The sequence below is a fragment of the Streptomyces tatrensis genome (assembly GCF_049310065.1).
GTDB lineage: Bacteria > Actinomycetota > Actinomycetes > Streptomycetales > Streptomycetaceae > Streptomyces.
Window position 1 is genome coordinate 1,589,672 of sequence record NZ_JBMDLB010000007.1, and the last position, 20,142, is coordinate 1,609,813.

The window sequence follows — 20,142 nt, forward strand, 5'->3', positions numbered from 1 at the left end:
CGAGGGGGGTGCACCCAAGGCGGAATCGCCAGGGTCTGAACCCGACGAAATGTGACTGCGCGATTCGACAGGAATCACGCGCGAATAGATTTGCCTCTATCGAGAGGCGTTGGATTCGGGCGCTACCGGGCCCGGATATTTCTCATTTCTTTCCTGTGGGGGGATTTTGCTTTCTCGTCAAAGTGGTCCGATTTCGCGCACGCGCGCGAGACGGCCACGCATCACGATGGTCGCCGTGCTTGCGGTGCTCATCTCCGGCCTGGGCTTGCCCGCGGTCGAAGCGGTGGCGAAGCCGCCGAAGGTGTGGGTGCCGCCGAATACGGCGCTCCCGCAGACCAAGCCCGTCAAGGGCTCGAATGCCAAGCCGATCGCAGGCAAAGCGCCCGTCGGCAAGCCGTGGAGTCCTGACGCGAAGGCGCAGACCGCGACGGGCTCAGCGATCGTTCCGCTCGGTTCGGCGACCACATCGCGAGCCGACGATGAGGCGAACCCCGTTCAAGCCGGCGCATTGCCGGTCTGGCTCTCCCCCGGTACGGGCCCGAGTCCTTCGGTCAAGGTCTCGGAGCTCGCGATCGCGCCTGCCGCCGGTGACAGCAGTTCCGGTGAGGGTTCGCTGCGGGTGGAAGTCAAGGAGGGGGCGAAGACCCGTGCGGCCGGGGTCCAAGGTGCGCTCATCGCTCTGACCAACGCCACTGGCGAATCCGCTTCGGGGAAGGTCCGGGTCGGGTTCGATGTCGCGTCGTGGGCGAAGACGGCCGGTGCCAACTGGGGTGACCGTGCGCGTGTGGTGCGGCTGCCCGACTGCGCCCTGACCACTCCGGCTGCCGCGGGCTGTACGGCTCGCACCCCGGTTGCCTCGCACCGGGACTCCGCTGGCCGCCTCGTGGTGGAGGTAGACGCTCCCAAGACCACCACCCCGAGTCCGTCGAAGTCTTCGGCAGGCGCGAAGTCGGCTCCCGCGCCGACGCCTCAGGTGCTCGCGCCGAAGGCCGTGGTCCTCGCGGTGGAGGCGGGTCCGTCGGGTGCGAGTGGTGACTTCACCGCGACGCCGATCGCGCCGTCGATGTCCTGGCAGGCCGGCGCGAATGCCGCGAACTTCACCTACGGCTACACCGTCGAGGTTCCGTCCGCGATCGCGGGCGCGGGTCCGGATGTGGGCCTGGCCTACGACTCGTCCTCGATCGACGGCCGTACGGCGTCGACGAACGCGCAGGCCTCCGGTTTCGGTGAGGGCTGGGACTGGAGTCCTGGCTCGATCTCCCGTACCTACAAGGGCTGCAAGGACGCGGGGATAGCCGAGTCGGGTGACGAGTGCTGGGCTGGCGACATCCTGTCCTTGAACCTGGCGGGCCACTCGGGCCAGATCGTCCGCGACGACACGTCGTGCGTCTACCACCTTCAGGGTGAGGACGGCACGAAGATCGAACGTCTGACCGGGCAGCGCAACGCCGCCTGGAAGGGCGAGGGCTTCAAGGTCACCACGACCGACGGCACCCAGTACTACTTCGGCTCCAACCGCCTGCCCGGCGGGGACGGCACCGACCCGGAGGCCAAGTCGGTCTCCACGGTCCCCGTCTACTTCAACAGCGGTCAGGACAAGTGCCTGGGCGCGACGACTCCGGCGAACGGTACGTGGCAGCAGCTGGGCTGGCAGTGGAACCTCGACTACGTCGTGGACCCGCACCAGAACCTGGTGTCCTACCGCTACGAGCAGGAGGACAACTTCTACGGGCGGGGCGGTGGCCAGAACGGCGGCACCGGCACCAACACGAAGTACCAGCGCGGCTCCTACCCGGTCTGGATCGGCTACGGGCAGCGTCTGCCCGAGCAGATCACCGCGAAGGGCACGGCGAAGCCGGCCGTCCAGATCAACATCAAGAACGCCGAACGCTGCGTCGTGATCGGGACCGTCACCTGCACGGACACCGCCCAGCGCGTGAAGGCGAACGCGAAGTCCTGGCCCGACACCCCCATCGACCAGGAGTGCCCGGCCACCGGCCAGTGCCTGAACCTCTCCCCGACGTACTTCACCACGAAGAAGTTCACCCAGATCGCCACTCAGGTCTGGATGGGAACGGCCTGGCGCACGGTCGACTGGTACGACCTCAAGCACTCCTTCCAAGACCCGGGCGACGGTACGTCACCCACGCTCTGGCTCGATTCGATCCAGCGCAACGCCACCAACAAGAAGACCGCGATCAAGCTTCCGGCGGTCCTGTTCCAGGCAACCCAGATTCCCAATCGCGTCGACGGCGTCGTCCGGCGCCCGGACGGTACGGATGCCTCGGCTCCGAGTTACCGGCGTCCGCGTATTCAGACGATCACCACCGAGACCGGTGGGCAGATCAATGTTGTCTACAAGGCCCCCGAGTGCTCGCGTCTCGCGGGGACGATGCCGTCTTCCGAGGACGGCAACACGATGGCCTGCATGCCGGTCAAGTGGTACCTGCCGGGTCAGTCCTTCGCGGACCCGGTCAACGACTGGTTCCACAAGGTCGTCGTCCAGTCCGTCACGGAGCAGGACAAGGTCGGCGGCCAGGTGAGCAAGGTCACCAACTACGAGTACGGCGGCGGCATAGCCTGGCACCGCAACGACTCCGAGTTCGCCGACCCCAAGACCCGCACCTGGGACCAGTTCCGCGGCTACGCCACCGTCACTACGAAGACGGGCAGCGGAAACGCGAGCGAAGCCCCGCGCACCAAGAACGTCGCCACCTACCTGCGCGGCATGGACGGCGACGTCCTGGCCAACGGAGCCAAGCGCAGCGTGTCGGTCAATGACACGCAGGGTGGGACGATCAAGGACGAAGACGTCCTGTCCGGCTTCGTCCGCCAAACCCAGACCTACGACCGCGACGGCGGGGCGGCCGTCTCTGACGAGGTCACCACTCCGTGGATCGGCCCGGTCACTGCAACCCGCGCCCAGTCGGCGGGGATGCCCCCGATCACGGCCCGCGCGTTGAACACGGCGAAGGTCACCACTCGCGCGAAGCTCGCAAACGGCAGCTGGCGCACCGGCGAGCGCTCGTCCACGTACGACTCCACGCTCTCCACACGTCCGCTCCAAGTGGACGACAACAGCGACGTGGCCCGTACGGACCAGCGTCTGTGCACCACGTTCGAGTATCCGACCGGCCCTGGCGGGGCGGTCACGGAGCTCGCCTCCCGCACTCTGGTCCTGTCCGGCGCATGCGGGCAGACCCCGACCGCGGCCAACACCGTGGGCGACACCCGCTCCTACTTCGACGGGCTGGCCTACGGCCAGGTCGGAGCGACCGCGAACGGCACGGGCACCGAGGTCCTGGAGAAGTACGACAGCACCGGCAAGCCGGTCTACCGCCTCAACTCCACCTCCACCTACGACGCCTACGGCCGCGTCACCAGCAACACCAACAAGGTCCGCACCGACGCCACCCACCCCGGCGGCGCCGTCAACACGACCGAATACTCCCCGGCCACCGGCGTCCTGCCGAGCACGGTGACGCACACCAACCCGCTGGGCTGGAAGTCCGTCACGACCCTCGACATCGGCCGCTCGCAGCCGCTGAAGACCACCGACGAGAACAACCACGTCGCCGAACGCGAGTACGACGCCCTCGGGCGGATCGTGAAGATCTGGCAGCCCGGTCAGGACTCCACGAAGGACCTGCCGGTCCGCAAGTTCTCGTACGCGATGAACGGCACGAACGCGCCGTCCGCCGTTCTGAGTCAGGCGCTCATGAACGACGACACCTACACGTCTTCATATGCGATCTACGACGGTCTCGGCCGGGTCCGCCAGACCCAGGCGAGCGCCCCTTCGGGCGTGGCCGGGCGCATGATCACGGACGCGCTGTTCGACTCGCACGGCTGGCAGACCAAGACCAGCGCCGCCTATTACACCGACCAGGACGCGCCCTCCGCGGCTCTGTTCCTGCCCAACGACGGTGTCCAGCCCGACAGCAAGATCCCGTCCCAGACGATCAACGTCTTCGACGGCCTCGGCCGGTCCACCGCGTCCATCTTCACGTCGTTCGGCGTGGAGCAGTCACGTTCCAAGACCGAATACCCGGGAGCTGACGAGGTCCGCCGGATCCCGCCGGCCGGCGGGTTCGCCACATCGACGATCACCAACGGCACCACCTCGGTCCTGCGCCAGTACAAGGCCAACACCCCCACCGGTACCTACGACCAGACGACCTACCTGTCCAACACCCAGGGCCAGGAGCTGTCGCGCAAGAACTCCGCCGGCAACGAGTGGAGCTTCACCTACGACCTCCTCGGCCGCGTAGTGAAGACCACCGACCCCGACGCAGGCACCAGCACCACGCTCTACGACGACAAGAAGAACCTCACCACCAGCACCGACGCCCGGGGCAAGAGCGCAACCACAGTCACGGACATCCTCGGCCGCACTGTCGCCACGTACGAGGGCAAGGCCGTCGACCCGGCCAAACAGGTCGGCGCGTTCACCTACGACAGCAAGAAGCTCGGCAAGCCCGACAGCACCACCCGCTACGTGGGCGGCAAGACAGGCAGCGCCTACGTCACCGAGGTGACCGGCTACGACGGCGGCTACCGCCCCCTCGGCACCAAGGTCACAATTCCCGCAGTGGAAAAGGCCCTGGCCGGTACTTACGAGACGGCCAACACCTACGACGCCTACGGGCAGTTGAAGACGACTACCCTGCCGGGTATCCCAAAGGCCGGCCTCAACGCCGAGACACTCGCGTACGGCACCGACATCGCAGGCAACTTCACCTCCCTCGACGGCGAGATCGGACTCGCCCGTACCCCGTACGTCGTGGACATGCGCTACGACCCCTATGGTCAGGCCATCCGCACCACCGTCGGCAACGCCGGCGCGCAGATCGTCTCCACGGTCGACTACGACGCCGGCAGCGGCCGTCCTGTCCGCAGCTTCCTGGACAGACAAGGTTCCTCCACGCACGTGGACGTGCTGGATTACACGTACAACAAGGTCGGCCAGCTCACCTCGATCGGTGACACACGGGGCGGCACCAGCCGGGACCTGCAGTGCTTCACCCACGACTACCTCGGACGCCTGACCCAGGCCTGGACCGACACCGGCACCCAGACCACGGCCCCCGCACCCAGCGTCCGCGGCATCGGCGGGTGCACCAACGCTGCCGGACCCGCAGTCGACGGCACCGGCAAGCCCAGCGTGGGCGGCCCGGCCCCGTACTGGCAGCAGTACACCTACGACAACCTCGGCAACCGCAAGAAGCTGATCAAGAAGGACCCCACCGGCAACGCGGCCAAGGACACGACGGTCACCCAGACCTTTGGAACCGGCCCCAACACCCCGTCCACCGACCCGAAGACGGGTGGCGGCACGGGCGGCCCGCACGCGCTGATGTCCTCGACCGAGACCGGCCCGTCCGGCACCCAGGTCACCTCCTACACCTACGACGCGGTGGGTAACACCGCCGGCATCACCACCACCGCCGGCACCAAGTCCCTGACCTGGAACGGCCAGGGCAAGCTCGACAAGATCGTCGGCACCGGGGAGAGCGCCGGCACCAGCTACCTCTACGACACCGGCGGCAACCAGCTCATCCGCCGCGACCCCACCAGCACGACCCTCGCCCTTGGTGCCGACCAGATCACCCTGGACACCGCCAGCGGCAAGGTCTCCAACGTCCGCACCTACGGCGCCCCCGGCGGCCTCTCCGTCACCCGAACCACCAGCACCGCCAGCGGCTCCACACTCACCTACCACAGCTCGGATCACCACGGCACCGGCGGAGTCCAGTTCAAGGCCTCCGACCTCACCTACATCCGCCGCGCATCGGACCCGTTCGGCAACGAACGCGGAACCCAGCCCGCCCCCGGGGCCTGGGCCGGAGACAAGGGATTCGTCGGCGGCACCAAGGAGAAATCCACCGGATTCACCCTCCTCGGCGCCCGCGAATACGACCCCGCCACAGGCCGCTTCATCAGCCCCGACCCGATCATCGACGCCGGCGACCCGCAACAGTGGAACGCCTACGCCTACTCCAACAACGACCCGATCAACAAGTCGGACCCGAGTGGCCTCGCATGGGAATGCGGGGGCGAAACGGGTTGCCGTGAGGGAACCGATACCGGCGAAGCACCGCCTCCGTCGTCGAAGCCCGAGGCCGGGCCGTCCAAGAAGCCCTCTGACGATGCCAACGAAAAGGTCAGCAAGGCCAAGGAGAAGCGCGACGAGCTGGTCGACGAGGTCGTCGACATGGTCGGCGACCTGATCGGATTCAACGACGCCAGGGACTGCTTCACCAAGGGCGACGTGATGGCCTGCATCAACACGGCCCTGAACTTCGTCCCCTGGGGCAAGCTCTTCAAGGCAATCAAGATCGGCATCCAGGCCTTCAAGGTCTACAGGCAGCTGAACAAGGCCTACGACGCCATCCACGAAGCCGAACGTGAGGCCTCACGGGCAGCCGAGGCCTACAGCACAGCGAAGAAGGCATTCAAGGAAGCGCGCGACGCCGAAGCCAAGGCAGCCCAAGCCGCATCGGAGAAAGCCGCCAAGGAATCCGCGAGCGACAGCGCGGGAACCCAGTCCAGAGCCGCGGCGGAAGAAGCAGACGCAGCCAAGAGCAGCGGAGGCGACACGCCGCCCGCCGCAACGAGCTGCAACAGCTTCCCCACGGGCGTGCAGGTCCTCATGGCCGACGGCACGGCCAAAGCCATCGAGGACGTGAAGGACGGCGACGTGGTCATGGCCACTGACCCGCAGACCGGCGAAACCCTCCCCAAGACCGTCACCACCACCATCACCACCCCCGACGACAAGGAATTCACGGACCTCACCCTCACCAGCGAGGCAAGCCCCCGCGGACCGCCGGCAAAGATCACTTCCACCTACCACCACCCCTACTGGAGCGAAACCCGCCACCAGTGGATCAACGCCGGCGAACTCACCACCGGCGAACAACTCCGCCAGCCCAATGGCACCACCCTCACGGTCACGGCCACCCGCAATTACCCGCACACCGTCACCACCCACAACCTCACCGTCGACGACTTCCACACGTACTATGTGCTGGCGGGCGCGAAGCCAGTCCTGGTTCATAACTGCGGTGGTGAAGCCACAGTTCACTTGGCTAATTACCCGGATGGCAGGCAGCATGCGTTGATCACGGTTCGGGATGGCGATGAGGTTCTCAGCACTCACCAGTATGGCAGCCTCGGCAACCCGGACAACGGAGTGACTGAGTTCACTGCCGCTGAACTGCCGGCCATCACGATCAACCTGAGGATTTCCTTGCCTAATCCTCAAGCCGCTATGGCGTATGCCGAGTCGGCAATGGCTAAGACGCAGCGCGGGGTCTACCCCGCATACGACATGCCGAATCAAGCATGCGTGACTTATTGTGCGCAAGTATTGGAGGCGGGCGGAATCGCTGGAATTCCAAAGAATAATCACGAGGCGCAAGCCTGGCTGATTCAGCGATATGGGTGACGAGAAGGAGGTAAATCATGTCTCGGCCTGATGGTTGGGAGTGGCTAGACGAGCCGCGAGAGCAGTGGGAGGTTCCGGATTCCCTGCGGGGGCCTGCTAGATCAACTCCATCCAACCTTGCCATCGCGATGCTCTCCTGTGACTTCTTGGGACACGATGTCTCGGCGCTTGTAGGTAGATTTATCGCAGAGCACTCTCTGCTCTATCTCCGCCCGCCCGGAAAGGGATTGGGATTCCGGGAGCAGGCACTGCTTTCGGATGTACTCACTCGACACACGCGGCGCACGTACGAAGCATGGGATCGGTTCAAGACGTCCGCCGAGCAGGACGGCCCCAGTGAGGAGATTCGTCGAAATCTAGAGTCGAATCGTGAAGCTCTTAAAGTTGAGCTCAATAATGCAATCTCGGCGTTCAGGAAGCTCCCGGAAAGTGTTGCTTGATCCTTGCAGCGGACAGTTGTAAGCGCGCCCTGGGGCGAGTCTCTCCTGCTATCAGTTTCAGCGATGATCGAGAGCGCGTTTTGGTAGATAACAGGCTACCTGAGCGCCCGGTTGTCTAGATTCAGTAGCAGCTGCGGGCGGATGCATTGAAGGGAATTCCTCGGGAAACATCCGACTGAACAGCAGAGAAATGTGAGAGGCCCCACCGGGTTGATTTCCGGTGGGGCCTCTGGCATGTGCTGAGATGCCTGACGGCAGTAGTTGACGGCAACGTCAGCGGACAGGTGATGCACAGGGCGACGGTTCGCTGCGGCCGTTGGGGCGGCGACGCTTGCCCATACTTCCCCGGCAAGACCTACCTCGACTGGCGGCTCGAAGACCCGGCAGGCCAGGGCGTCGAGGCCGTCCGCCCCATCCGCGACGAGATCAAGGGCCTCATCGAGGGCCTGATCGCCGAGATCGACGCCAAGAAGCAGGCCTGATCCCGTAAGCAACGCGCCCGCCACCACCGCTGACGACGGCATACGCAACGTCATCATCATCGGCTCCGGCCCCGCCGGATACACCGCAGCCCTCTACACCGCCCGCGCCCAGCTGAAGCCCCTGCTCTTCGGCAGCAGCATCTTCGTCGGCGGCTCCCTCACCACGACCACCGAGGTCGAGAACTTCCCCGGCTTCCCCGACGGCGTCGACGGCCCGGACCTCATGACCAACATGCGCGCCCAGGCAGAGAAGTTCGGCGCCGAGATGATCGACGACGACATCGTCTCCGTCGACCTGACCGGCACCGTCAAGGAAGTCACCGACTCCGAGGGCACCGCCCACCGCGCGAAGACCGTGATCATCGCGACGGGCTCCGGCTACCACAAGATCAACCTCCCGAAGGAGGAAGAGCTGTCCGGCCGCGGGGTGCCCTGGTGCGCACCTGCGACGGCTTCTTCTTCCGCGACCGCGACCGCGACATCGTCGTGGTCGGCGGCGGCGACACCGCCATGGAAGAAGCCACCTTCCTCACCCGCTTCGCCCGCTCCGTCACCATCGTCCACCGCCGCTCCGCCCTGCGCGCCTCCCCGGTGATGCAGAACCGAGCCTTCTCGGACGACAAGATTTGCTTCCTCTTTGACAGCGAGATAACCGAACTGGAAGACAAGGACGGCATGCTCGCTGGCCTCACGGTCCGCAACGTGATCACCGAGGAGACCCAACACCTCGACGTGACCGGCCTCTTCATCGCCATCGGACATGACCCGCGCACCGAACTCTTCACCGAACAGCTCGACCTGGACACCGAGGGCTACCTCAAGGTCCACTCCCCGTCCACGCGCACCAGCCTCCCCGGCGTCTTCACCGCAGGGTCGACCACACCTACCGCCAGGCCATCACCGCCGCCGGCACCGGCTGCGCCGCAGCCCTCGACGCCGAGCGCTACCTCGCCGCCCTCGCCGACGCGCACTAACCACCACACACGAGAGGAGGCCGTACCATGGCCCTCAAGAACGTGACCGACGCATCCTTCATCGAAGACGTCCTCCAGAGCGACAAGCCCGTACTCGTCGACTTCTGGGCGCCCTGGTGCGGCCCCTGCCGCCAGCTCACCCCGTCGCTGGAAGCCATCGCCGCCGAACACGACAAGAAGATCAGAATCGTCAACGTGAACATAGACGAGAACCCGGAGACGGCCGCCGCATACGGCGTCATGTCCATTCCGACGATGAACGTCCTCGTCGGCGGCCGGGCCACCAAGACCATGGTCAGCGCCAAGCCCAAGGCCGCCATCGAGCGCGAACTGCGCGACCTACTCAAAGACTGACCCGAAGCCGGCGGTCCGATCGCAAGCGGTGACCAGCATGTGCTGGTCACCGCTTGCGCGTTCGGGGGCGGGGAGTCCACGTCATAGGTGCGGGCCCACCAGCCAGCACGGAAGCAGAGACATGAACTGCGGCTCTCCCAGCGCAAAGTGACACCGGAGCGGGGTGCGATCACCCGCCGGCGGCCGACACCACACGCTTGGCATCAAAAGTCGGTACGTGGCAGCAGAGTTGGACCGTCAGTGAGGTCTGGTATGCATGGGTACGCGGCAGGCCTCGGATCATGTGCGGAATATTCTAAGGCATAAAACCGTGTACTCTTTGGGGAGTTAAACTCGCCAGGGCTGGAGGTGAGCACGTGCGCGACCAGAAGAGCTTGGTTGCGGATCCCGGGATGCTCACGCTGGCCCGTGACTCACGCGGCTGGACACAGTCCGAACTTGCCGACGAGATGACACGTCTTGATGGCAGCCGCATCACCCAGGGGTACGTCAGCCGAGCCGAAGCCGGCCGCATCCCCGTCAAGGACGGGCGCGTACAGTTGTTCGCCGATGCCTTGCGCTACACCGCTGACACCCTGTGCCGCGCCACTGACACGGCCGGGACAGGCGTCGGACTGGTGCACCACCGCAAGCGCGCCTCCTTGGGGGCGCCCGCCCTGCGTCGGATCCATGCAACGTTGACGCTCACCCGGCTCCAGGTCGACAGCTTGGCCCGGGCAGCGGACCTCCATCGCAACGACCGGTTTCGGCGCGTGGAAGTCAACGACTTCGACACTCCCGCGGATGCGGCAGAGACGATGCGCGAGGAGTGGAAGGTCCCCGCAGGCCCCATCGAGGACATGGTCGCCCTGCTCGAAGATGCCGGCGCTCTGGTCGTAGTCCGGGACCTCTGCACCACCGAGCTCGATGCCGTGAGCCAGTGGCCCCCCGGCAGGTACCCGTTGATCCTGCTCAACTCGCATGCACCAGGGGATCGTTCACGATTCAGCCTGGCACACGAGCTGGGCCATCTGGTGATGCACGGCGAGCCGGGCGAGGGACGCGTACAGGAGGACCAGGCCAACCGGTTCGCCGCCGAGTTCCTCATGCCCCACGACGCAGTCCTGCCCGAGCTGAAGCCAGGCATCGACGTGTCCCGCCTGCTCGATCTCAAGGCCCGGTGGGGGGTGTCCATGGCGGCTCTCATCAGGCGCGCCATGGACTTGGGAGTCATCAGCGAATGGCACTACCGCACGCTCGTGGTCGAGTTGTCCGCCCTCGGCTACCGCACCAACGAGCCGACCACCATCCGGCGCGAAACCCCGCGCCACCTCGCTCAAGCCGTCACCCGGCTTGAGGAGCAGCTCCACCTCAGTCCGACCGAGACCGCCCACCTGGCCGGCCTGGGTCGCGAGGAGTTCCACGAGATCTACTTGTGCGCTTCTTCTCCGTCCGGCCACAAGGACGTGCCGGACTCTTCTGCGAGGTGATTCATGAGCAACACCCCGTCCCCGAGGCGTCGACCACCCGCCCTGAAGACGCTCGACCACACCGTTGCCGCCGTGCCGCGTCTCCAAGGGCGGGTGCTGCTCCACGAAAACGCCATCAATCTACCGCGGCCGCGCCACGCGCTCGATGACGACTTCAGCGGCGTCGTGATGACCGGAGCCAAAGCCGACGAGCGGGCCTTCCACCTTCGCAGCACGGCCGGCTACGAAGGCACCCTGCTGATCGACAGCGCCCCCTACACCACCTACGTAGCGACCGCGGACGAGCCGTTCATGGTGCCCACCGACGAGCTGTTCGCCTCAGTGGACACCTCCCTGGCCTTCCAGAAGGTGCGAGGTGCGAGCGCCGCGCTGACTCCGACTGGATACATTCCGCCAGCGGACTCCAAGACGCTCAAGGCAGTGATGCGCGAGGCCAACAAGATCGAACGCGCCGATACCGTCGTGACACTCCCGATCAACGTCACGTGGCTGAACCGCGAGAACATCGGTCAACTCATAGCGGTCTGCACGAAGATCCGGCACCCGAAGGCCATCATCCTGTGCGGCCAGTTCGACCCGCTAGAGCAGGCGAAGGGCATCCCGGCCAATCTGCGTCGCCTGGTGACCGAGGTCGCGCACATGTCGCTCCTCCGGACTGACCTGGCAGCACTCGATGCCATCGCGCATGGCGCCTTCTGTGCCGGCGTCGGCGTTCAAAGCTCCCTTCGTCACGCGATCCCGCCCGGCGAGAAGGCGCAAGTCGGCAAGCCTGGAGGCCCCGTATATCCGAACGTGCTGATGCCGGAGCTCATGTGCTTCAAGGGCTCCGAGTCCCTCGCCAAGCTGTACAGCAACGTGGATCCCGCAACCTGCTCCTGCGAGCAGTGCGACGGGCGTGGACTCGACCGCTTCCTCCTACCGGACGGCGAAACCCGGCGCGAGGCCGACAATCACACCGTCCTCACGTGGAGCGACTGGGTCACCGAAATGGCCGGCTACCAGCCAGGCACCCCGCGTAAATCGTGGTGGCGCGACAAGTGTGCGGCCGCGATCGACCGCTACGCACTGGAGAACCAGCGCATCGGGCTGGGCGCCAGCCCCCGGTCCGGATTCCAGGCGCCCTCCCCGCTCAAAGCATGGGCGACACTCCCCGTCACCCCGTAACGAGCCGCGGGCCGGATGCTCAGGGGAGCTGGCGGTGGACGTCTTCCAGGAACTTCCAGCCGGCGACGGTATGGCGTCTGCGCACGAAGGGCCGCGGCGGCACCACCACTTCCACCGAGTCCCCCTGAAGCGTGAGCAGGCCGATGCCGTAGAAGTCCGCGCGCAGCACGGCATCATCCTTGCGCCGCAATACGCCGTCCACCACCACCGCGCGAGAACAGAACGGAGTAAATCGCTCGGCCTTCTCCATCCCCGACTCCCAGCTGCGGCCGGGCACGAACGCCATGTCGATATGGACAGGCTGCGCCGCCCGACGGGTGATCGACCCGTCTCTGCGGACCGCCGCACCCTTCGGAAGGGACTTCAGCACCCGCCGCTCCCTCTCACTCAAGGAGCCGGCAGGAACCGCCTCGCCCAGGGGCAGCGACATGAGGAGATCCAGCACGTCAGGTCGCGTCAGCGGCGGCATCCCTTCAGTTGCCCGCCGCTCCCGCTCGATCGCGTCATACCGATAGGCCACGACAGCTTCCGTCCCGAAGGCTTCGACAAACGCGAGCTTCGCCTCGCGGGGCACGAGGTCGCAGGGAGCGAGCGCACCTGCGACGACATCCATCTGCTCTCGCGCCACGACCGACATGAACCAACCCGCTCTCGTCTCGAACTGATGCCCTCGTCCGCGGTGCGCCTGCACGCCCCTGCCTACCCTCAGGCACCCATCACCGGAAGCACGAGCGGCTCACGTTCACACGATCCACTCGCCAGCCCCCTCCTGGCCACAGCCAAGCGGGACCGAGACGGCTAACCAGCCTTCCCCTGCCTGAGACACGGGAACGCCTCAGCACGGATGGCCAGGCTAGTGCGGGCACTCGTACTCCCGGCGGCCACTTCCTCGGATGATCGCGAAACGGCCAGCACCCGTCACAGGCCGACCAGCAAGCGTCCACGGCGGCCACCAACGAACGACTGCGAGCCTAGCCACCGCAAGCGGCCATGCCTACATGTGTCCGAGTCTTCATCGCCGCCTGCCCCCCCCCTCCTCTTCCAACTGCGCCAGACGGAGTGTGGCCGAGAGCATGCCCTGAGGCATTCGCATCGCCAGGTTGTACCGTTCCCTTTCCTGCATTGCGTAGCCCTCCCTGCCGCCGGGATCACGGTCCCAGCCAGCGGCAATCCGCCGCCAGAAGCTGCCTCCGCTGGGGGGAATCTGGGGGGAATGAGCCCCCGCTGGGGGCGGCTGGGGAGAATTGGCTGCATATACGGGCAGCAGGGTGAAAGACTCGGAAAGGTAGATCGCCGCAGGTCAGACCGCATACGTAGGCAATTTCCGCAGGTCAGCGGTGCGAGGGCGACGATTTCAAGAAGATCTCCTCGTGGGCGGCCATCCTGTTTGCACCCACACTCGTCGGAACCATCTACGGCATGAACTTCGAGTCCATGCCTGAGTTGGGTTGGAGCTTCGGATACCCCCTTGCGATCTGCCTCATGGGGATGGTTTGCATCAGTTTGTACGTGATTTTCAAGCGGCGGGACTGGCTCTAAGTCCCCTCACATCACGCTCAGTCACCCTTCACACTTCACTTTCGCATCACTCACGGATCGACCCAGAAGCGGCCGTGGGGAGTCCCTGGGGGGAATAGATGCGGGTGATCTCCTCACCCTGTCCCGGCAAGCCTGTGACCAGCCCCTTTTGCGTGCTGGCAAGCTCTGGGGGGAATCCGGGGAGAAACGAATGGCAATCGGCACCTTGCGCCCGAGTACCTGATCGGCGGCGAACTGCTCCTCACGGCCGGCGTGCGCCTCCCGCAAACCGGCGAAGGCATCGACGCCTACGTACGCGGCGTGGTCGGCGCGGGAGCCGCCGCGCTCGGCTTCGGCGTGGCACCGGTCTACGACGAGGTGCCGCCGGACCTGGTCACCGCCTGCGAGCGGCACCCCCTGCCCCTGCTGCGCGTCCCGGTCGCCACACCCTTCGTCGCCATCGGCCGCTCCCTCTACGGGGCGATCGCCGAGGCCAGCACTCGCGACCTGCGGCAGATCTCCCAGGCACAGTCCGCCCTGGCCTCCGCCGCGGCCCGACCCGATGCGATGCCCGCCGTCCTGCACCAGCTCTCCACCCACCTCGGCGCCTGGACCGTGCTGATCGACGCGCAGGGCCGTGACCTGTTCAGCGCCGGCCCCCGGCCCGCCCCGGCCATCCGGCAGCAGCTGCTCGACCTGGCCGTACGCACGATGTCCCGGTCACGGCTCGCCAGGTCGGGACGCACCCAGCCGCCGACCGCCGCGGCCGAGCACCACGCGGGCAGCCGCCTCACCGTGCACACGCTCCCCGGCAGGGAAGGCAGCATCGGGCCGCTCGTGGTCGGGATCGCCGCCACCACGCCGCCCACGGTCGTGCACCGCGCGGCGACCGGAGTGGCCACCGTCCTGCTCTCCCTGCTCACCAGCCCCCGCCACGCCCTCGGCGCGGACACCGCCAGCGCCGGCGCGCTGGTCCGGCTGATGCTGGGAGCGTCACCCGCGGACGTCGCCCCCGTCCTCCTCCCTGCCGACGCGCCGCCCGGCGGTCGCTGGGTCGTCGTCCACGGCCATCGCGCCAGGCCGGAGGCCGGCTCGAGCGTGCCCGTCGGCGGCGACCCCGTACAGCTCGCAGCACTTGGCACCGCGCTGAGCACCTCCTACCTCGACCTGGACGGCGACGCGCTGCGCGCCCTGGTCCCGGGCGCACCCTCGATCGACGCCGAGGCCGCCGCCCGGCTGGGCTGGACGCTCGGCCTCAGCGCACCCGTGGCCACCGTCGACCTGCCGACCGCCGACACGCAGGCCGGGCGCGCACTGCGGCGTGCCCTGGCCACAGGTGAGCCGGTCGTGCACCATCGCGCCGAGGAGCAGAGCGTCCACGGGATCGTGAACGCCGCCGACGCCAGGGCGCTCGCCCGCGCCCGGTTCGCCCCGCTCGACACCGCCGCACAGCCCGGCCCCACCGTGCTGCTGGAGACGCTGCGCACCTGGCTCGCACTGCATTGCAGCTGGGACCAGACGGCCACCGCGCTCCAGGTGCACCGCGATACGGTGCGCCACCGTATCGGCCGCGTGGCCGACCTCCTGGAGACCGACGTCCAGGACCCAGACGTCCGGATGGAGCTCTGGTTCGCCCTCCACTGGCTGCCCGGCGAACGACAGCAGGACTGAGGCAAGCGAGCGGTCGCCCCGGGCCGCGGCCGGTGCTAGAAATAGAGCGTTATGAGGGTTACCGGCCCATTCGGGGCACGAGGGGACCCTGCCGGCACCGAGGCGTCACCGCCTGCCAAGGGGCAGCGTCGTCGGTTCCGGCCGAGGGTGCGCAGCGTCGCGGGCCAGGTGTTCGTGCTGCAGCTCGCGATCGTGGTGCTGCTCGTTGCCGCGGCAGTGGTGGCGCAGGTACTGCAGGCACAGGCCGGAGTCATGGAGGATGCCCGTCATCGTTCCTTCGTGGGCGCCCAGACCTTCGCGAGCGCGCCCGAGACGCTGGCGGCCATGAAGTCCGACGACCCGACCGCACTGCTTCAGCCGCGGGCGGAGCAGACCCGTAGGAAGTCCGGAGTCGATTACGTCGTCGTGTTCAGCCCGGCCGGGACACGCTGGACCCACCCCGACCCCAACCTGATCGGGAAGCACGTCACCGGCAGCTATGAGCACGGGCTCGCAGGCGATACGTACACGAGCACGTTCCTCACGCCGTTCGGCAAGGCCGTGGACACAACGGTCCCCGTCATCGACGCGGACGGGGCGGTCGTCGGACTGGTGGCCGTCGGCATCAGCGTGGAAAGCGTGAACGAGCGGGTCGCTCACCAGCTTCCGCTCCTGTTCGTCGCCGCAGCCGGCGCCCTGCTCCTGGCGACGGCCGGATCGGCTCTCATGAGCCGGCGACTGCGGCGCCAGACGCACGGTCTGGAGCCGGCCGAACTGAGGCGGATGTACGAGCACCACGATGCCGTGCTCCACGCGGCACGCGAGGGGGTGCTCATCGTCGGGGGCGACGGACGCCTCGTACTGGCCAACGACGAGGCGCGGCGGCTTCTGGACCTGCCCGGGGACGCGGAGTGGCGCCAGATCACGGACCTCGGCCTGCCTCCACCACTGGCCGAACTGCTGCTCTCCGGCCGAGAGGCGACCGACGAGGTGCATGCCGCGGGCGACTGGCTGCTGGCGGTGAACGTGCGACCGACGGAGCCGTACGGTGGACCGCCCGGGAGCGTGGTGACGCTGCGCGACACGACCGAGCTGCGGGTCGTCGCCGGAGAGGCTGCCGTGGCCCAGCGACGGTTGAAGCTGCTCTACGACGCGATGACCGAGATCGGCACCACGCTCGACGTCGTGAGGACAGCCGAGGAGCTGACCCGGTTCTCGGTCCCCCGCTTCGCCGACTTCGCCTCCGTCGATCTGGTCGCTCCGATCCTCCAGGGCGAGGAGCCGACGGGCACGACCCTTCGCCGTACGGCCGTCACCGGCATCCGGGACGACCACCCCCTGTACGAGGTCGGCAAGGTGATCGACTTCGTGGCCACCGCCCCGCAGGCGATCGGCTTCGGCACCAGGGAACCGGTGCTGGAGGCGGACCTGCCCGGCTCGACCGAGTGGCGCGAGCAGGATCCCGTCATCGCCCGGAAGATCATCGACCACGGCATCCACTCGATGATCGTGATCCCCTTGCGCGCGCGGGGCGTCCTCATGGGCGTCGCGAGCTTCTGGCGCTCCGAGAAGCCCGAACCCTTCGAGCTGGAAGACGTGTCGATCGCCGAGGAGCTGGTCGGCCGTGCAGCGCTGGCCATCGACAACGCCCGCCGCTACACCCGCGAACACGCCGTGGCCGTCGCCCTGCAGCGAAGCCTCCTGCCACAGGGGGTGCCCGCACATTCCGCGCTCGATGTGGCGTACCGCTATCTGCCCGCGCAGGCCGGGGTGGGCGGGGACTGGTTCGATGTCATCCCGCTGCCCGGCGCCAGGGTGGCGCTGGTCGTGGGCGACGTCGTGGGCCACGGGCTGCACGCGGCCGCCACCATGGGCCGTCTGCGCACCGCGGTGCACAACTTCTCCGCGCTCGACCTGCCTCCCGACGACCTCCTGGTGCACCTGGACGAACTGGTGAGCCAGATCGACAGCGACGAGGCAGCAGGCGGTGACGGCGCGGCGCTCGCGGGAGCCACCTGCGTGTACGCCGTCTACGACCCGGTCGCCGGCCGGGTCAGCATCGCCCGGGCCGGCCATCCCGGTCCCGCGCTGGTCCTCCCCGACGGCACCGTTTCCTTCCCGGACGTGCCCCTGTCCCCGCCCTTGGGCGTGGGCGGCAGCCTGCCCGTGGAGAGCGTCGACCTTCTCCTGCCCGAAGGGTCACGACTCGTGCTCTTCACCGACGGACTGGTCGAGGATCGCGACCGCGACATCGACACGGGCCTGGAGCTGCTGGGCGTCACCTTGGCCGCGGGTGCGGACCGTACGCCGGACGAGACGTGCACCGCAGTCCTCGACTCCGTACTGCCCGCCCACCCCGACGACGACGTCGCCCTGCTGGTGGCCCGCACCCGGCTGATGGACCCCGCCCGGGTCGCCGAGTGGGACGACGTCCCTTCCGACCCCGCGGCCGTGGCTCCGGTCCGCTCCGCTTGCGGACGCACTCTGACCGCATGGGGGTTGGGGGAGATCGGGTACGCCACCGAGCTGATCCTCAGCGAGCTGATCACCAACGCCATCCGCTACGGCACCCAGCCCATCCGCGTCCGCATGCTGTACGACGACGATCGCAGCCTGATCTGCGAGGTCTCCGACGGCAGCAGCACCTCCCCGCACATGCGGCGCGCGGCCACCACCGATGAGGGAGGTCGCGGCCTGTTCCTCGTCGCCCAGTTTGCCGAACGCTGGGGCACTCGCCACACCCCACGCGGCAAGGTGATCTGGACCGAGCAGTCGCTCCACGACAACCAAGAAGGACCAGGAGCCGACATGGTCGAACACCTCCTCGACCAATGGGACGACGAGGCCTTGTGACCACCTGAGGCAGCGGGGTCAGGGCCATCAGCCGATCGGGGGCGCGACCACGAGTCAGGCGCGCGCGCCGTCGAGGACCAGGTCGACCAGGCGCGGGACCAGGGTGTCCTCCAGCGGTTCGCCGGTGAGCAGTACCCGTGCAAGGACGGGGCCCGTGATGGCCTCGACCAGGAGGTGGGGGTCGGTTCCGGCGGGCAGTTCTCCTCGGGCGATACCTCGTCGGACGAGTGCTTCGGCGCGCTCCAGGCGGGCGTTCCAGTAGGAGCGCCTCCCCTCCTCCAGGTCGTTCTCACCGCGCACCGTGCCGAGGTGCAGCAGTGCGGCGCCGGCCGGCGTCGAGAGGTACCGGGCCAGCGCCGTGAACAGCTGGGACAGGTCCTCGCGCACCTCTCCTGTGTCCGGAGTCGGGAGGGCCGTGTCGGAATGGGTGGCCAGCGCGTCGAAGACCAGATTCTCGCGGGTCTTCCAGCGTCGGTAGACGGAGGTCTCGTGGACGCCGGCCGCGCGCGCGACGGCGGCCACCGTGGTCGCGGCCAGCCCCTCCGAGGTGAGCAGGTCGACGGTGGCGGCCAGAACCGCCTGCCGCATCCGCTCACCACGACGCCTGAGCGGCGGTGCTTGCCCTTCGCCTCTTTCGCCCGTCATGACGGCAGCCTAACGCAAGACCTCTTGCGATACAGAACCGGCAGGCGTACGTTTTAAAGCAAGACGACTTGCAATAGCGCCCACGCCACCGACCGGAACGGACGAACCGCCATGGCCCTCATGCGCGCCGCACGGCTGCACATCCCCTCCCGCACGCTGACCGTCCAAGACGTGCCCAAGCCGGCCCCCGGGCCAGGCCAGGCCCTGGTGAAGGTCGCGGCGGCCGGCGTGTGCCTGTCCGACGTCCACCTGATCGACGGCACCCTCACACCGGCCCACCTGCACGGCGACACCGTCACCCTCGGACACGAGGTCGCCGGGACGATCGCCGCGCTGGGACCGGAAGTGACCGGCTGGACTGTCGGGCAGCGGGTCGTGCTGCAGGCGGGCGAGGTCCGGGGCGACCGTCTCCTCACCCGGGGCGTCGACTACGACGGCGGCTGGGCCGAGTACGCGCAGGCCAGTATCGACACCCTGTTCGCATTGCCCGACTCGATCCCCTTCGAACAGGGAGCGATCATCCCGGACGCGGTTTCCACCCCCTGGGGAGCCGTCACCACCACCGCCCGGGTCCGCCCGGCTCAGGCCGTCGGCGTCTGGGGCGTCGGCGGACTCGGCGCCCACGCCGTCCAGCTGCTGCGCACGGTCGGGGCCCATCCGATCATCGCCGTCGACCCGGCCCCGGCCGCCCGCCGGCGGGCCCTGGACTTCGGGGCCGACCTGGCCCTGGACCCGGCCGACCCCCGGCTCCGCGTGCAGATCCTGGAGGCCACCGGCTACCGGGCACTGGAGGTCGCCTTCGACTTCGCCGGCGTCGCCGCCGTCCGCGAGCAGGCCCTGACCGTCCTCGCGCCCCAGGGGCAGCTGGTCCTGGTCGGCCTGACCATCAAGCCGCTGACCGTCGCCAACGGCACGCTCTTCAGCTACCTCCAGCACCGGATCCTCGGCCACTACGGCTCCGAGGACCACGCCGTCCCCCAGCTGATCGCCCTGACCGAAGGCGGCCGCCTGGACTTCTCCCGCTCCATCACCGACGTGCTGCCGCTCGCCGACGCCGCCAAGGCCGTCCAGCGCCTGCGCACCAAGGAAGGCAACCCGATCCGCCTGATCCTGCGCCCCTGACCCCCGTCTCCCACCCGCGCC

At 67.7% G+C, this 20,142-nt stretch carries 10 protein-coding genes and 3 pseudogenes; 11 read left to right on the top strand and 2 right to left on the bottom strand.

What is annotated here, in order from left to right; translation table 11 throughout:
• Window positions 1-235: 235 nt before the first annotated feature.
• The 7 genes and pseudogenes from ACODT5_RS10990 to ACODT5_RS11020 all read left to right on the top strand — a co-directional run bounded on the left by ACODT5_RS10990 (window position 236) and on the right by ACODT5_RS11020 (window position 12,333).
• Entirely contained in the window at window positions 236-7,450 is a 7,215-nt protein-coding gene (locus tag ACODT5_RS10990; protein WP_422518981.1) for a polymorphic toxin-type HINT domain-containing protein, read from the top strand.
• A gap of 17 nt (window positions 7,451-7,467) precedes the next feature.
• Window positions 7,468-7,890, top strand: coding sequence for a hypothetical protein (locus tag ACODT5_RS10995; RefSeq protein ID WP_422518982.1), 423 nt, complete (start codon window positions 7,468-7,470; stop codon window positions 7,888-7,890).
• Window positions 7,891-8,213: 323 nt separating this feature from the next.
• Window positions 8,214-8,372: pseudogene (locus tag ACODT5_RS11000) on the top strand (phosphotyrosine protein phosphatase); the annotation flags it as partial.
• Between the two features lie 40 nt (window positions 8,373-8,412).
• Window positions 8,413-9,346: pseudogene (gene trxB / locus ACODT5_RS11005) on the top strand (thioredoxin-disulfide reductase).
• A 27-nt stretch (window positions 9,347-9,373) separates the two neighbouring features.
• Window positions 9,374-9,700 (top strand): thioredoxin, encoded by a 327-nt coding sequence (gene trxA, locus ACODT5_RS11010; protein ID WP_422518983.1) that lies wholly within the window; start codon window positions 9,374-9,376, stop codon window positions 9,698-9,700.
• A gap of 356 nt (window positions 9,701-10,056) precedes the next feature.
• Window positions 10,057-11,169: an ImmA/IrrE family metallo-endopeptidase gene (locus ACODT5_RS11015; RefSeq protein WP_422518984.1), complete on the top strand. Its 1,113-nt coding sequence runs from the start codon at window positions 10,057-10,059 to the stop codon at window positions 11,167-11,169.
• Window positions 11,170-11,172: 3 nt separating this feature from the next.
• The gene (locus ACODT5_RS11020) at window positions 11,173-12,333 is read left to right on the top strand and encodes a hypothetical protein (protein WP_422518985.1); all 1,161 of its coding nucleotides are present in this window, start codon (window positions 11,173-11,175) and stop codon (window positions 12,331-12,333) included.
• 19 nt (window positions 12,334-12,352) lie between these two features.
• Here ACODT5_RS11020 and ACODT5_RS11025 read toward each other — a convergent pair whose 3' ends face one another.
• A complete protein-coding gene (locus tag ACODT5_RS11025) occupies window positions 12,353-12,970 on the bottom strand; it encodes a hypothetical protein (protein ID WP_422518986.1) in 618 nt (205 codons plus the stop codon).
• Window positions 12,971-13,686: 716 nt separating this feature from the next.
• On the opposite strand from ACODT5_RS11025, the pseudogene ACODT5_RS11030 reads away from it, so the two are divergent.
• The 3 genes and pseudogenes from ACODT5_RS11030 to ACODT5_RS11040 all read left to right on the top strand — a co-directional run.
• Window positions 13,687-13,872: pseudogene (locus ACODT5_RS11030) on the top strand (CorA family divalent cation transporter); the annotation flags it as partial.
• Between the two features lie 222 nt (window positions 13,873-14,094).
• On the top strand, window positions 14,095-15,522 hold the full coding sequence (locus ACODT5_RS11035; RefSeq protein ID WP_422519626.1) for a helix-turn-helix domain-containing protein: 1,428 nt from the start codon (window positions 14,095-14,097) through the stop codon (window positions 15,520-15,522).
• Between the two features lie 51 nt (window positions 15,523-15,573).
• Complete coding sequence (locus tag ACODT5_RS11040) at window positions 15,574-18,354, top strand: SpoIIE family protein phosphatase (RefSeq protein ID WP_422518987.1); 2,781 nt, start codon at window positions 15,574-15,576, stop codon at window positions 18,352-18,354.
• Window positions 18,355-18,408: 54 nt separating this feature from the next.
• On the opposite strand, the gene ACODT5_RS11045 is transcribed toward ACODT5_RS11040, so the two are convergent.
• Window positions 18,409-18,999, bottom strand: a complete 591-nt coding sequence (locus tag ACODT5_RS11045) for a TetR-like C-terminal domain-containing protein (RefSeq protein ID WP_422518988.1) — start codon at window positions 18,997-18,999, stop codon at window positions 18,409-18,411.
• A 111-nt stretch (window positions 19,000-19,110) separates the two neighbouring features.
• Here ACODT5_RS11045 and ACODT5_RS11050 point away from each other — a divergent pair, with 111 nt between their 5' ends.
• Complete coding sequence (locus ACODT5_RS11050; protein ID WP_422518989.1) at window positions 19,111-20,121, top strand: zinc-binding dehydrogenase; 1,011 nt, start codon at window positions 19,111-19,113, stop codon at window positions 20,119-20,121.
• Window positions 20,122-20,142: the final 21 nt, after the last annotated feature.

Coding starts and splice junctions, on each gene's coding strand:
- ACODT5_RS11020 (WP_422518985.1), top strand. CDS start 11,173: ATGAGCAACACCCCGTCCCCGAGGCGTCGACCACCCGCCCTGAAGACG.
- ACODT5_RS11045 (WP_422518988.1), bottom strand. CDS start 18,999: ATGACGGGCGAAAGAGGCGAAGGGCAAGCACCGCCGCTCAGGCGTCGT.
- ACODT5_RS11025 (WP_422518986.1), bottom strand. CDS start 12,970: ATGTCGGTCGTGGCGCGAGAGCAGATGGATGTCGTCGCAGGTGCGCTC.
- trxA (WP_422518983.1), top strand. CDS start 9,374: ATGGCCCTCAAGAACGTGACCGACGCATCCTTCATCGAAGACGTCCTC.
- ACODT5_RS11050 (WP_422518989.1), top strand. CDS start 19,111: ATGGCCCTCATGCGCGCCGCACGGCTGCACATCCCCTCCCGCACGCTG.
- ACODT5_RS10995 (WP_422518982.1), top strand. CDS start 7,468: ATGTCTCGGCCTGATGGTTGGGAGTGGCTAGACGAGCCGCGAGAGCAG.
- ACODT5_RS11040 (WP_422518987.1), top strand. CDS start 15,574: ATGAGGGTTACCGGCCCATTCGGGGCACGAGGGGACCCTGCCGGCACC.